The following is a 12,328-nucleotide window of genomic DNA, read 5'->3' as shown; positions in this document are numbered from 1 at the left end:
GCCCCCACCCACCGCACCTGTCGGCCTTCGTGGAGGAACTCACCGCCCACCTGACATCGGCCACGGCCGCACCCACGGCCGCCGTCGGGTAGCCGCCAGTACCATGTCACTCGATTCGGCCAACCGACTCACGGAGCGTGTCCGGACCGTCCTACGCTGATTCCTCCGGTACGGCTGTACGGACGAGGGCGGATCAGCCATGAACGACCTGTCACCACGCGAGGAACGACCCGAACGCCCGGTGGAGGTGGACGGGACGGCCCACCTGTTCCGCACCCTGGGCAAACAGATCAAGACCCTGCGGGAGTTGATGGGCCTCACCCAGAAGGAACTGGCGCAGCGGATGCACGTCAGCGAGGACCTCGTCGGCTCGATCGAACGGGGCGTACGGCTTCCGCAGCCGGACTTCTTGGAACGGGCCGACGGGGTGTTGGAGGCGAGGGGGTTGCTCCTCGCCTCGGTGGAGGACGTACGGGAGGCCTTGAAGAAGGCCAGAACCCGGCATCCGGATTGGTTCCGGGACTACGCCCGCGCCGAAGCGGAAGCCATGGCCATCCATGACTACAGCCATCAGGGCGTCATGGGCCTGCTCCAGACCGAGGCCCATGCCCGTGCGGTCTTCACGAAGCGCCGCCCCCTGCTGGACGAGGAGACCATCGAGAAGCGGGTGGCGGACCGCATGGCCCGGCAAGAGATATTCCGCCGCTGGCCGTCCCCGACGATCAGCATCGTCCTGGATGAGAGCTTGCTGCGGCGGGAGGTAGGCGGCAGGAAGGTCCACGCGGAACAACTCCGCCGCATCCTGGAGATCGGCAGCCTGCGGACCGTCGAACTTCAGGTGATGCCGTTCGAGCACGGTGAGCACGCCGCAATGGGCGGCTCGTTCACGCTCCTCCAGCCGAAAGGTCGCCAACAAGTCGCCTATACCGAGGCCTACGGCCACCCACTCCTGATCACCGATCCCGAGCAGGTACGGATCTTCGCGGAGCGCTATGGGATCATCCGGGCACGGGCGCTCACGCCAGACGAGTCCCTGGCTTTGATCGAGAAGACGCTGGGAGAAGGACGATGAAAACGACCGAACTGGCCTGGTTCAAGAGCAGCTACAGCGGCGGCGAGGGCGGACAGTGCGTCGAAGTCGCGATCGCCTGGCAGAAGTCGAGCTACAGCGACGGCGAGGGCGGCCAGTGCGTAGAGGTGGCGGCCTGCCCCACCACCATCCACGTCCGCGACTCCAAGAACCCGGCAGGCCCCCGGCTGGACATCTCGCCGGAGGCCTGGGCCGCCTTCGTCAGCGCCCGCTGAGGGCAGGGCGGCGCTGACGGCCTCAGTTGAGGACGACGGTGTACGACGGCACGTAGTGGCTGCAGCTCCAGGCCCGGTTGTAGTCGATCGACCAGGGGTTCTGCTTGACGTGCTCCAGCACGGCCTGCCCCGTGGCCTTGCCGAAGACGCCGTCGGTCGCCAGCTCATGGGTGGTCCAGTTGAAGTTGGAGTGCCGCTGGAGGTCCTTGACCCCCTGCTGGGTCCGGGGGCCGAACAGGCCGTCCTCGTCGACCGTGTGCATGCCGAGGTAGCTGTTGATGAAGAACTGGACGCAGCGGACCGACTTGGCGGGGTTCGGGTAGCCGTAGCCGACGTTGGGGATGCCCGGGTCCGCGTGGGCCGTCGTCGTACCGAGCCCCAGGGTGACGGCGGCGGCCAGGACCGCCGTGGCGCGGCGGAGGGTGCGGGTGTGCTTCATCGGACCTCATCACGTGAGCATGTACATGCAGTGGCGCGATCCTAGCCGACTGGCCTGAACTTGCCTGTCAGGCACGGGGGTTCGCGGGTCGGAACAGGGGCACGGTCACCCCCTCCGCGGCCTCGCGGAAGGTGACCTCCAGGGGCATGCCCACGCGGAGGGCGGCCGGGTCGGGGCAGTCGACCAGCTCGGTCATCATGCGGGGGCCCTCGGCCAGGTCGACCACGGCGGCGACGTACGGGACGCGGGCGCCGAACGGCGGCAGGTCGTTGCGGTGGACCACGGACCAGGTGTAGAGGGTGGCCCGGCCGGTGGCCGGGCGCCAGGTGACCCGGTCCTCGCCCGCCCAGCAGTGGGGGCAGAACTCGCGCGGGTAGTGGTGGGTGAGCCCGCAGGCCGCGCAGTACCGCAGCAGCAGGGCGCCCTCGGCAGCGGCGTCCCAGTAGGGGCGGGTGAACTCGTCCACCTCGGGCAGGTCGAAACGGGGTGCGGCGGTCACAGGAAGAGTCCGATCGACGCGTCGAGGGACCAGGCCTGCCAGCTCATGGCGAAGAGCGAGACGAGGGAGATGAGGGCCATCATCCCGTTCTGACCCTGTTCGGCCCAGTCGTGGATCATCAGGACGAGGTAGAGGAGGTTCAGCAGCAGGCCGCCGACCAGGGCTACCGGGGTGAGGAAGCCGACGACCAGGCCGAGACCCAGGGCGAGCTCGGCGTGGACGACGACGTAGGCCATCAGCTTGGGGCGGGGCTCGACCACCTGCCGGAAGCCGCGGGTGACGAAGCCCCAGCGGTGCTTGCCGGCCACGTCGGCGGCCCAGGCGATGCCGGTGCCGCGTTCGAACCAGCCCTTCTTGTCCTTGTGCCGCCAGCTCTCCAGCCACCACAGGCCGAGGCCTATCCGGAGCACGGCGAGCCACTCGGCCCCGGTGAGCCAGATGGTCTGCATCGCCCTCCCCACCACCCTCCATCGACGGATCCGACGTCCCGATCTGACGGTACGTCAGTTCAGCCGATCGGGGCCGATCGCGCAAGGGCCCCGGCGGGGGCGGCGGCAGCGGCGCGCCGCCGTGATCGATCCGCAACCGGATCCCCGCCCGACCGAGACCCACGCTCCCGGCCCGCCGATACGCTCACTGCTCATGCCTGGAGCGCCCACCGAGCACGACCTGATGAACACGCAGCCGCGTCCCGTGTACGTGATCGGCGGCGGGCCCGGCGGACTCGCGGTGGCCGCCGCGCTGCGGGGGCGCGGGGTCCGGGCCGTGGTCGTGGAGAAGGCGGACGCCGTCGGCGCCTCCTGGCGGCGCCACTACGAGCGGCTGCACCTGCACACCACCCGCCGGCTGTCCGCCCTGCCGGGCCTGGCGATACCGCGCCGCTTCGGACGCTGGGTGGCCCGCGCCGACGTGGTGCGCTACCTGGAGAAGTACGCCGAGTTCCACGAGCTGGAGCTGATCACGGGCGTGGAGGTGCACCGGATCGAGCCCGCGGCCGACGGGACCGGCTGGACCCTGTACGCCGGGGGCGGGCGGGAGCTCGCCGCCGGGGCCGTGGTGATCGCCACCGGGTTCAACCACACCCCGCGGCTGCCGGACTGGCCCGGCCGGGAGACCTTCACCGGCCGCCTGGTGCACGCCGCCGACTACCGCGAAGCGGGCCCGTACGCCGGGCAGGACGTGCTCGTCGTCGGCGCCGGCAACACCGGTGCCGAGATCGCGGTGGACCTCGCCGAGGGCGGCGCCGCCCGGGTGCGGCTGGCCGTGCGGACCGCCCCGCACATCGTGCGGCGCTCCACCCTGGGCTGGCCGGCCCAGCGCACCGGCATCCTGGTGCGCCACCTGCCGGTGCGGCTGGTGGACCGGCTCGGGGCCCTGGTCGCCCGGACATCCGTACCCGACCTGTCCGCGTACGGCCTCCCGCGGCCCGGAACGGGCCTGTACAGCCGGGTCCGGGAGGGGGCGATCCCGGTGCAGGACGTCGGGCTGATCGACGCGGTCAAGGCCGGGCGGGTGCTGCCGGTGGCGGCGGTGGAGGGCTTCGAGGGGGACGAGGTCCTCCTCGCGGACGGGTCCCGGATCACGCCGGACGCGGTGATCGCGGCCACCGGGTACGCACGGGGGCTGGAGCCGCTCGTCGGGCACCTCGGGGTGCTGGACGACCGTGGACGGCCGACGGCCCACGTCCCGCACAGTCCGGCGGGGGCGCCGGGGCTGTACTTCGTGGGCTACACCAACCCGATCTCCGGCATGTTCCGCGAACTCGCCCTGGACGCCCAGAAGCTGGCGCGGGCCTTGGCGCGAGAGGCGCGCGGGACGCGGGGGTCACGGGTCCGCGGCTGAGCGCGGCTCGGCTCTCGGGCGCCGGGCCTCTGGGAGCGTGAGGGCGGACGGCCCGGATCCGAGTGACGTGGATCACGGGAACCCGGATGTCGGAGGCGGACAGCCCACAGGAGTGACGACAGAGATGCGAACCCGGGTGCGGGCCGGGGATCCGGACGCCTACGCGGAGCTGTTCGACAGCTACGCCCGCACCCTCTACAACCATGCCTTCCGGATGACCGGGGACTGGGCCGTCGCCGAGGACGTCATGTCGGCGGCCTTCCTCGAAGCGTGGCGGCTGCGCGCCACCGTCGACGCCGAGGGCGGCTCGCTGCGGCCCTGGCTCCTGGGCATCACCACCAACCTCGCGCGCAACCACTGCCGCAGCAACCGGCGCTACCGCGCCGCGGCGGCCGCCGCTGCGGTGGCGGCGGACTCCGCAGCGGTCCCCGACCACGCCGACGAGGTGGCCGGCCGGCTGGACGACCGGCAGCAGATCGCGGCCACCCTGTCCCAGCTCGGCACGCTGCGCCCGCCCGAGCGGGAGGTGCTCCTGCTGTGCGTGGGCGAGGGCCTGGAGTACGCCGAGGCCGCCGAGGTCCTCGGGGTCCCGGTGGGGACCGTACGGTCGCGGCTGTCCCGGGCCCGTACGAAGCTGCGCAAGCTGGCGGATGCGGCACTGAAGAAGCAGGAGAAGGAGAGGGAGAAGCAGGAGAAGCAGAGCGAGAAGAAGAAGAACGGACGGAACCGGGAACTCGGTGCCCGGGCCCGACAGACATATGGCGACCGCGGATCCGCGGTCCGGTCCGCACAGGGAGGAATCCGATGAACGCCGACCTTTCCCACCGTCCCGACCCGGCCGGCCCGGAGGAGACCTCGCCCCTCCTGCCGTTCACCGAGCGGGAACTGCCCGCGGGCCGCCACCGGTTCCACAAGGAGCGACTGATGGCCCAGATCCACGAAGACCTCCGCGCCGCAACCCCGCCCGTCGCCCCCGCGGTCGGCGGCCGGCCCGAGCGCGCCGCCGCCACGCGCCGCAACCCGTTCCTCCGCCGCGCCGTCCTGCTGCCAGCCGCCGCCTTCGCCCTGGCCGGGGCGCTCGCCACCGGCTTCCTCGCCTCCACCGACCTGGGCGGCCCGGACGGCCCCGGAACCACCATCGCCACCGTCCCGGCCATGACCACCCGGCTGGGCACGGTCGACGCCTCGGGCGCGCCGCAGTTGCTGGACCGCATCTCGCTGGCCGCGGCGTCCGCGCCGGCTCCGGGCGCGGGGGTGCGCGCGGACCAGTTCCTGTACACCGGGACCCGGACGGCCACCACGTACGTGAAGACCGACCACGGCAAGAGCAGCCTGGTCAGCGAGGAGCTGCACATGCGCCACCAGTGGAACTCCCCCGACGGGACGAAGGGATGGCTGATCGAGCCCGGCAACACCGGCCCGGAGGGCGTGACCCTGGAGGGTCCCGACGAGCGGGGCAACACCCCGACGCCGCACCTCAACGCCCCCAGCCACAACTACCTGGCCACCCTGCCCACCGATCCCGACGTGCTGCTCCAGCGGATCTACCGGGAGACCGCGGGCAAGGGCCGCACACCCGACCAGGAGGCCTTCACCACGATCGGCGACCTGCTGCGCGCCGGCCAGCCGTCGCCCGCGCTCGCGGCCGCGCTGTACAAGGCCGCGGCGAAGATCCCGGGTGTGGTGACGGTGGACGACGCGGTGGACGCCGCCGGGCGGCACGGGGTGGCGGTGGCCCGGCTCGACGAGACGAGCGGCCAGCGGGAGGAATGGATCTTCGACCGCCAGTCCTACGCGTTCCTCGGCGAGCGCATCGTCCAGGTCCAGGGCGAGTCGGGCGAACGAGGCCTGATCAAGCCGGGCACGGTGGTCTCCACCACCGCCATCCTGACCCGAACGGTGGTGGACCACCTCCGCCAACTGCCCAACTGACCCCTGCGGGACCAGAGCCCCACCTCCAGGGGGAGGGGCGCGGCCCCCGACGCCCCCGCCGGGCCGGAGTCCCACCTCTAGGGGCGCGGGGAACTGCGCGACCAGCCACCCACGGCCCGCGGGCCTGGGGCACCCGCGCAGTCCCCGCGCCCCTGGGACGGCTCCGCCGGAGCCCCGTAGCGGACCGGGGGCCCGCCCCCGGAGGGCTCGGCCCTGTCGGAGACGTTTGGGTTTCCTGCGCGCAGGCCTGTTCCTGACGGCGCGTCAGTTCAGTAATCTGACTACGCGTCAGTATACGAGCCATCGAGCAGGAGCGGGCGGAACGATGCTTGGATCTACTCACGGCACCCTCACCACCGACTTCCGCGCACGCGTCTCGGCCTGCGGGGAGACCCCGAGAACGGCCGTCCACTCCACCACCGGCCCGGCCACCGCGGCCGACGGCGCGGTGGACGTCAGCGGACGGCCCCTGACCTCCGACGTGCCCGACCTCGACCGCTTCTTCCGGCCCGAATCCGTGGCCGTCGTCGGCGCCTCCGACGCCGAGGGCCGACCCAACACCGGGATCACCCGCCAGCTCATCGCCTGGGCGGAACGGGTCGGCGCCCGCGTCCACCCCGTCCACCCCACCCGCACCAGCGTCTTCGGCCGGCCCTGCCACGCCTCCGTGGCCGCCCTGCCCGAACCCGTCGACCTCGCCGTCCTGCTGGTGGCCGACCCCCTCCCGGTGATCGAGGAGCTGGCCGAGGCCAAGGTGAAGTTCGCCGTCGCCTTCGCCTCCGGCTTCGCCGAGACCGGCGAGGCGGGCGCCGAGGCCCAGACCCGGCTGGCCGCCGCCGTCAAGCGCTCCGGGCTGCGCCTGCTGGGCCCGAACACCAACCTCAACGCCTTCCAGGAGTTCCGCGAGGACCTCGACGGCCCGGCCATCGCCCTGATCACCCAGTCCGGGCACCAGGGCCGCCCCGTCTACGCCCTCCAGGAACTCGGCATCCGGCTCTCCCACTGGGCCCCCACCGGCAACGAGGCCGACCTGGAGACCGCCGACTTCCTCTCGTACTTCGCCGAGCAGCCCGAGGTCGGGGCCATCGCCTGTTACGTGGAGGGCCTCAAGGACGGCCGCTCCTTCCTGCTGGCCGCCGACCGCGCCGCCCGCAACGGCGTGCCCGTGGTGGCCGTCAAGGTCGGCCGCACCGAGGCGGGGGCCCGGACGGCCGCCTCCCACACCGGCAAGCTGACCGGCGCCGACACCGTCGTGGACGCCGCCCTGCGGCAGTTCGGCGTGATCCGCGTCGACGGCCTGGACGAGCTCCAGGACACCGCCGCCCTGCTGGCCCGGGCCCGCCGCCCGCAGGCCGAGGGCGTGGTCGTCTACTCCATCTCCGGCGGCACCGGCGCCCACTTCTCCGACCTGGCCACCGAGGCGGGCCTGACCCTGCCCACCCTCTCCCGGGCCAAGCAGGACGAGCTGCACCAGTGGATCCCCGACTACCTGAACGTCGCCAACCCCGTGGACAACGGCGGCCACCCGGTCGGCGACTGGCGCGGCCGCAAGATCATCGACGCGATCCTGGCCGACCCGGCCGTCGGCGTCCTGATCTGCCCGATCACGGGCCCGTTCCCGCCGATGAGCGACAAGCTGGCGCAGGACCTGGTGGACGCGGCGGAACGGACCGACAAGCTGATCTGCGTGATCTGGGGCTCCCCCGTCGGCACGGAGGAGGCCTACCGCACCACGCTCCTCGGCTCCTCCCGCGTGGCCACCTTCCGTACGTTCGGCAACTGCATCACCGCCGTCCGCGCCTACCTGCACCACCACCGCTTCACGGCCACGTACCGCTCCCCCTTCGCGGACGCGCCCCGCACCCCCTCGCCCTCGTACCGCAAGGCGCAGGCCCTGATGCGCCCGGGGCAGCAGCTCAGCGAGCACGCGGCGAAGCAGCTGCTGCGCGCGTACGGGATACGGGTGCCGCGCGAGCAGCTCGTCACCAGCGCGGCGGCGGCCGTCCGCGCGGCCGGCCTGGTCGGCTATCCGGTCGTCATGAAGGCCTCCGGCCCGCAGCTCGCCCACAAGACCGAACTGGGCCTGGTGAAGGTCGGTCTGACCTCCGCCAGCCAGATCCGCGACGCCTACCGCGAGCTGACCGACATCGCCCGCTACGAGGACGTCCCGCTGGACGGGATCCTGGTGTGCCAGATGGTGGAGCGGGGCGTGGAGATGGTCGTCGGCGTCACCCAGGACGACCTCTTCGGCCCGACCGTGACCGTCGGCCTGGGCGGGGTCCTGGTGGAGGTGCTGCGCGACGCGGCCGTCCGGGTCCCGCCGTTCGGCGAGGACCAGGCCCGGGCCATGCTGACCGAGCTGCGCGGACACGCCCTGCTGGAGGGCGTCCGGGGAGCGCCGCCGGCCGACGTGGACGCCCTGGTCGAGGTGGTCCTACGGGTCCAGCGCATGGCCCTGGAGCTCGGCGACTCCCTCTCCGAACTCGACATCAACCCCCTGATGGTCCTCCCCCGCGGCCAGGGCGCGGTGGCCCTGGACGCCCTGGCCGTCTGCCGCTGACCACGCCCGACCGACGCCCCGACGCGACCCGACGACCGGACCGGAGTCTCCCCCATGCCCGACGCACCGGAACACTCGGTACGGCACACCACGGACGACGACGGCGTCACGTGGATCACCCTGAACCGCCCCGAGGCGATGAACGCCCTCACCTGGGACCAGCGCGAGCGGATCATCGCCCTCCTCGCCGACGCCTCGGCGGACCCTTCGGTCCGCGCCGTGGTCGTCACGGGCACCGGCAAGGGCTTCTGCGCGGGCGCCGACCTGCGCGGAGCGCCCCGGACGGACGGCGACCGGGTCGCCGGGGACGTCGCGCGGATGATCCGCCAGGGCGCCCAGCGCTTCATCACGGCGGTGATGGACTGCGAGAAGCCGGTGATCGCCGCGGTGAACGGCACGGCGGCCGGGATCGGCGCGCACCTGGCCTTCGCCTGCGACCTGGTCCTCGCAGCGGACACCGCACGGTTCATCGAGGTGTTCGCCCGTCGCGGCCTGGTCCCGGACGGCGCCGGCGCCTACCTCCTGACCCGTCTCGTGGGCCCCCAGAAGGCCAAGGAGCTGATGTTCTTCGGCGACGCCCTCCCGGCCGCCGAAGCGGCCCGCATCGGCCTGGTCAACGCCGTGGTCCCGGCCGCCGACCTGCACGCCACGGCCACGGCCTGGTCCCGCCGCCTGGCCGAGGGCCCCACCCGCGCCCTGGTGATGACCAAACACCTGGTCAACGCCGCCCTGGACACCGACCGGCCCACCGCCCTGGCCGCCGAAGCCATGGCGCAGGAACTCAACATGACCACCACCGACGCCACGGAAGGCATAGCAGCCTTCGCCGAACGCCGAACCCCCACCTTCCACGGCACCTGACGCCACCCCGGGCCGGACCCCCCGGCCCCCGAAGCCGGGCCGGGGCCGGGACAGGACCCGGGGAAGGCCCCGGGGGGGACAGGCCAATGCAGTTGCTTTTGAGGTCTGAGAGGTGTTGCTCCGGGTGTGACGGGGTGGGGAGCGGGGCAGCGGGTGCGGATCGGGATCCTGACGAAGGTGTTCACCGCCGAACTGGTCGACGCGGCGATAGCCAAGCACGGCCGAGCTGAGCAGCGGCGCCGCCTCCTACCGGCGCGGCTGGTCGTCTACTTCTTCCTGGCCCTGTGCCTGTTCGCCAGGGAGTCGTACGAGGAGGTACTGCGCGTGCTGACCAACGGCATACCAGGCAGCCGGACCCTCGCGAGGGTGAACCGGTCGTGCTTTTGTCGAGCGCGGTCGCGGCTCGGCGAGGAGGTGTTGGAGACCCTGTTCAGGGAGGTGGCCGGTCCGCTCGCCCCTCCGGACACGCCCGGGGCATGGTGGCGAGGGCTACGGCTCCTCGCTCTGGACGGCACCCAGTTCGACCTTCCCGACTCGGTAAGCAACGGCGACACCTTCGACGAGATCAAGAACCACCTCGGCCCCGACGGCCGATCCGCTCCCGCACGCCGGAGGGTGTCCGGCAGGAACTGTGGGCCTACCTCGCCGTGCACCACGCGATCCGCCGGTTCGCCCACGCCGCAGCCCTCGCCGGCCCTGCCGTCGACGCAGACCGGCTTTCCTACCTCAAGTGCGTCCGCATCATCCGCCGAAGCGTTCCGTCCCAGCTCGGAGCTACGACGGCCAGGCTCACCCGCTCCCTCGCCGAGGCTGGTCAAGAGGCACGCAGTCGCTTGCTCCCAGCCCGTAGGAACCGGAACTGCCCACGGGCGATCAAGAAGCCCAACCGGTGGCCCGTGCTGCGGACCCGCGCCAAACGGGGAACGGTCGAGCCGGGCCGCTGGGTCCTCAACCAGACCAAGAAGGCCAAGACCAACCGGCGGGCGGGGAGACCCGTGCTCAAGCCGTCCCTGAACCCGTCACCGCCCTAGACACTCACCAGGCCGCCTGAACTGGCCGACCCTCAAAGCGCGGCCGGTGGGCAACTTGCCCGGCAGGCCTCGGCAGGCCACGGCCCCTTGCAGGGGGCCGGGTCGATGGGCCCAGCCCCCCGCGTGACGATGCGGTCGCACCAGTCGCACACCACCGTCGCGCGGGCGCCCGCGTGCTCAAGGACCCCGGCCGCCTCGTCTGCGACTTCGAGCCAGTTGGGTTCCGTGACCGTTACCGGCGCGCTGTCGAGTAGGACTTTGCTGTTCCAGAGACTGAGACCGGTGATCGTCCGGATCGCACGGACGACCTCCACCGTCCGGTCACCTGCCTCTGTCAGCAGCACACGGAAACCTGGCTCTTCCACACGCCCTCCCCGGCTACCCCAAGCTATCCAGGCAGTAAAGCAACTGCGTTGGGGGACAGGCCCCGCGGCCCGGCCCCGGCAGGGGCTCAGCCGCCCTGTCGAGGGTTCGGCTTGAGCACCGCGAAGACCGCCCCCGCCGGATCCGTCAGCCAGGCGATCCGTCCGACGTCCGGCACGTCCGCCGGAGGCATGAGCACCTGCCCGCCGTTGGCGCCGACCGCCGCCGTGACGGCGTCGGCGTCCGCCACGGCGAAGTACGGCACCCACCGCGCGTCCCGCTGCCCTTCCTGGAGCGGTGCCACGCCGCCGAAGGACGCGTCCTCCTGGTCTCCGTCGGCCACGCTCACCACCCGGTACGTCATCCCGGGCGCGTCCATCTCCAGCGAACGCCAGCCGAACAGCCCCCGGTAGAAGGCGATGGCCGCTTCCGGGTCGGGCACGTGCAGCTCCACCCACACCAGGGTGTTGTCCTCCGAGGTCCGCTCCAGCCCCGTGGTCCTGCCCGGCTGCCAGACGGCGAACTCCGCGCCCTGCGGGTCGGTGAACTGTGCGAGCCACCCCTCGCCCCGCACGTCCATCGGCTCGACCCGCACGGTGCCGCCCCCGGCGACGACCTGGTCGCGGGTGGCCCGGACGTCGTCGGAGCGGAAGTAGACCATCCAGGCCGACCGGGCGTCCTCGTCCATGGTCTTGCCGAGTGCGCCGACGGTCCCGCCGTCCTTCTGCAGGAAGCCGTAGCCGCCGGCCTCGGGGCCACGGCTCACGAACTGCCAGCCGAAGACCGCGGAGTAGAAGGCGAACGCCCGGTCGATGTCGGGGCTGCCGAGGTCGATCCAGTTGGGTGAGCCGACACGGAAGTCGGTGCCGAGCATGCGGTGCCTCCTGGAAGTCCGGTTGCAAAGACCCCCGCCACGATGCCGACCCGGCACCCCAGGCCCCGCGCACCGGCCCCACCGGACCGGGTCGATTCACCCACCCGGCGCAACGCCCGCCCACCGCCCGCACACCTCTTCCCACCTGACGACCCGTCAGCTTAAATAATCGACGTGATGGGACACGCAGGGATGGCGGCCACCGTCGTCCGATACCTCAGGTCCGCCGGACAGCCGACCGCGCAGCCCGGGCCCGTCGACGCGCATCCCCGGCCCGATCTGCGAGCCGTCGGCGAGGACGAGCGCGCACCCGTCGGCCCGGCCGAATTCCGCTCGGTCCTGGGCCACTTCGCCAGCGGCGTCACCGTGATCACCGCCCCGGCGACCGAGGACGGACCCGACGCCGGCCCGGCCGGCTTCGCCTGTCAGTCCTTCGCCTCCCTGTCCCTGGACCCGCCCCTGGTGACGTTCATGGTCGCCCGCACGTCGACCACCTGGCCCCGCATCGCCCGGGCCGGCGTCTTCTGCGTCAACGTCCTCGGCGCCGAACAGGGCGCCCTGTGCCGCGCCTTCGCGATGAGCGGCACCGACAAGTTCGCCGGCGTCCCCCACACCCCGTCCC

General features: G+C 72.3%; 14 protein-coding genes and 1 pseudogene. 10 read left to right on the top strand and 5 right to left on the bottom strand.

All coding sequences use genetic code 11. From position 1 onward, the window contains the following. The first annotated feature begins 199 nt into the window (after window positions 1-199). Together EF918_RS24290 and EF918_RS24285 are read left to right on the top strand one after the other, a co-directional pair. Window positions 200-1,072: a helix-turn-helix transcriptional regulator gene (locus tag EF918_RS24290; protein ID WP_125650448.1), complete on the top strand. Its 873-nt coding sequence runs from the start codon at window positions 200-202 to the stop codon at window positions 1,070-1,072. Then, complete coding sequence (locus EF918_RS24285; protein ID WP_125650446.1) at window positions 1,069-1,305, top strand: DUF397 domain-containing protein; 237 nt, start codon at window positions 1,069-1,071, stop codon at window positions 1,303-1,305. The genes EF918_RS24290 and EF918_RS24285 overlap by 4 nt, the downstream gene beginning before the upstream one ends. A gap of 22 nt (window positions 1,306-1,327) precedes the next feature. On the opposite strand, the gene EF918_RS24280 is transcribed toward EF918_RS24285, so the two are convergent. The 3 genes from EF918_RS24280 to EF918_RS24270 all read right to left on the bottom strand — a co-directional run bounded on the left by EF918_RS24280 (window position 1,328) and on the right by EF918_RS24270 (window position 2,692). After that, window positions 1,328-1,744, bottom strand: a complete 417-nt coding sequence (locus EF918_RS24280; RefSeq protein ID WP_125650444.1) for a peptidoglycan-binding protein — start codon at window positions 1,742-1,744, stop codon at window positions 1,328-1,330. Between the two features lie 67 nt (window positions 1,745-1,811). Beyond that, window positions 1,812-2,243 (bottom strand): Zn-ribbon domain-containing OB-fold protein, encoded by a 432-nt coding sequence (locus EF918_RS24275; RefSeq protein WP_125650442.1) that lies wholly within the window; start codon window positions 2,241-2,243, stop codon window positions 1,812-1,814. Beyond that, window positions 2,240-2,692, bottom strand: a complete 453-nt coding sequence (locus EF918_RS24270) for a DoxX family protein (protein WP_125650440.1) — start codon at window positions 2,690-2,692, stop codon at window positions 2,240-2,242. The genes EF918_RS24275 and EF918_RS24270 overlap by 4 nt, the downstream gene beginning before the upstream one ends. Window positions 2,693-2,885: 193 nt before the next feature. Here EF918_RS24270 and EF918_RS24265 point away from each other — a divergent pair, with 193 nt between their 5' ends. From EF918_RS24265 to EF918_RS38465, 7 genes and pseudogenes are all read left to right on the top strand, one after another. Then, window positions 2,886-4,085, top strand: coding sequence for an NAD(P)/FAD-dependent oxidoreductase (locus EF918_RS24265; protein WP_125650437.1), 1,200 nt, complete (start codon window positions 2,886-2,888; stop codon window positions 4,083-4,085). A 124-nt stretch (window positions 4,086-4,209) separates the two neighbouring features. Continuing rightward, entirely contained in the window at window positions 4,210-4,893 is a 684-nt protein-coding gene (locus EF918_RS24260; protein WP_260610588.1) for an RNA polymerase sigma factor, read from the top strand. Next, window positions 4,890-6,017 (top strand): CU044_5270 family protein, encoded by a 1,128-nt coding sequence (locus EF918_RS24255; protein ID WP_125650433.1) that lies wholly within the window; start codon window positions 4,890-4,892, stop codon window positions 6,015-6,017. Before EF918_RS24260 ends, EF918_RS24255 begins: the two co-directional genes overlap by 4 nt. 325 nt (window positions 6,018-6,342) lie before the next feature. Then, window positions 6,343-8,577 carry an acetate--CoA ligase family protein gene (locus EF918_RS24250; RefSeq protein WP_125650431.1) on the top strand — a complete coding sequence of 745 codons (2,235 nt, stop codon included), beginning with the start codon at window positions 6,343-6,345 and terminating at the stop codon, window positions 8,575-8,577. 54 nt (window positions 8,578-8,631) lie between these two features. Beyond that, window positions 8,632-9,438, top strand: coding sequence for an enoyl-CoA hydratase/isomerase family protein (locus EF918_RS24245; RefSeq protein WP_125650429.1), 807 nt, complete (start codon window positions 8,632-8,634; stop codon window positions 9,436-9,438). Between the two features lie 126 nt (window positions 9,439-9,564). After that, window positions 9,565-9,861, top strand: a pseudogene (locus EF918_RS39335) (transposase domain-containing protein); the annotation flags it as partial. Between the two features lie 473 nt (window positions 9,862-10,334). Beyond that, complete coding sequence (locus tag EF918_RS38465; protein WP_260610587.1) at window positions 10,335-10,469, top strand: hypothetical protein; 135 nt, start codon at window positions 10,335-10,337, stop codon at window positions 10,467-10,469. A 32-nt stretch (window positions 10,470-10,501) separates the two neighbouring features. On the opposite strand, the gene EF918_RS24235 is transcribed toward EF918_RS38465, so the two are convergent. Together EF918_RS24235 and EF918_RS24230 are read right to left on the bottom strand one after the other, a co-directional pair. Further along, window positions 10,502-10,813, bottom strand: coding sequence for a ribosomal protein L7/L12 (locus tag EF918_RS24235; RefSeq protein ID WP_125650427.1), 312 nt, complete (start codon window positions 10,811-10,813; stop codon window positions 10,502-10,504). A 107-nt stretch (window positions 10,814-10,920) separates the two neighbouring features. Further along, a complete protein-coding gene (locus tag EF918_RS24230) occupies window positions 10,921-11,706 on the bottom strand; it encodes a VOC family protein (RefSeq protein WP_125650425.1) in 786 nt (261 codons plus the stop codon). Window positions 11,707-11,883: 177 nt separating this feature from the next. Here EF918_RS24230 and EF918_RS24225 point away from each other — a divergent pair. Then, window positions 11,884-12,328, top strand: a 445-nt coding sequence (locus EF918_RS24225; RefSeq protein ID WP_260610586.1) for a flavin reductase family protein, incomplete at its 3' end; no start/stop codon positions are given.

This window comes from Streptomyces sp. WAC06614, from assembly GCF_003949795.1.
Classification (GTDB): Bacteria; Actinomycetota; Actinomycetes; order Streptomycetales; family Streptomycetaceae; genus Streptomyces.
This window is presented reverse-complemented; position numbering and strand designations above follow the sequence as displayed.

Excerpts from the sequence above, each read along its gene's own strand:
- EF918_RS24290 (WP_125650448.1), top strand. The coding sequence starts at position 200 with ATGAACGACCTGTCACCACGCGAGGAACGACCCGAACGCCCGGTGGAG.
- EF918_RS24285 (WP_125650446.1), top strand. The coding sequence starts at position 1,069 with ATGAAAACGACCGAACTGGCCTGGTTCAAGAGCAGCTACAGCGGCGGC.
- EF918_RS24280 (WP_125650444.1), bottom strand. The coding sequence starts at position 1,744 with ATGAAGCACACCCGCACCCTCCGCCGCGCCACGGCGGTCCTGGCCGCC.
- EF918_RS24270 (WP_125650440.1), bottom strand. The coding sequence starts at position 2,692 with ATGCAGACCATCTGGCTCACCGGGGCCGAGTGGCTCGCCGTGCTCCGG.
- EF918_RS24265 (WP_125650437.1), top strand. The coding sequence starts at position 2,886 with ATGCCTGGAGCGCCCACCGAGCACGACCTGATGAACACGCAGCCGCGT.
- EF918_RS24260 (WP_260610588.1), top strand. The coding sequence starts at position 4,210 with ATGCGAACCCGGGTGCGGGCCGGGGATCCGGACGCCTACGCGGAGCTG.
- EF918_RS24255 (WP_125650433.1), top strand. The coding sequence starts at position 4,890 with ATGAACGCCGACCTTTCCCACCGTCCCGACCCGGCCGGCCCGGAGGAG.
- EF918_RS24250 (WP_125650431.1), top strand. The coding sequence starts at position 6,343 with ATGCTTGGATCTACTCACGGCACCCTCACCACCGACTTCCGCGCACGC.
- EF918_RS24245 (WP_125650429.1), top strand. The coding sequence starts at position 8,632 with ATGCCCGACGCACCGGAACACTCGGTACGGCACACCACGGACGACGAC.
- EF918_RS24230 (WP_125650425.1), bottom strand. The coding sequence starts at position 11,706 with ATGCTCGGCACCGACTTCCGTGTCGGCTCACCCAACTGGATCGACCTC.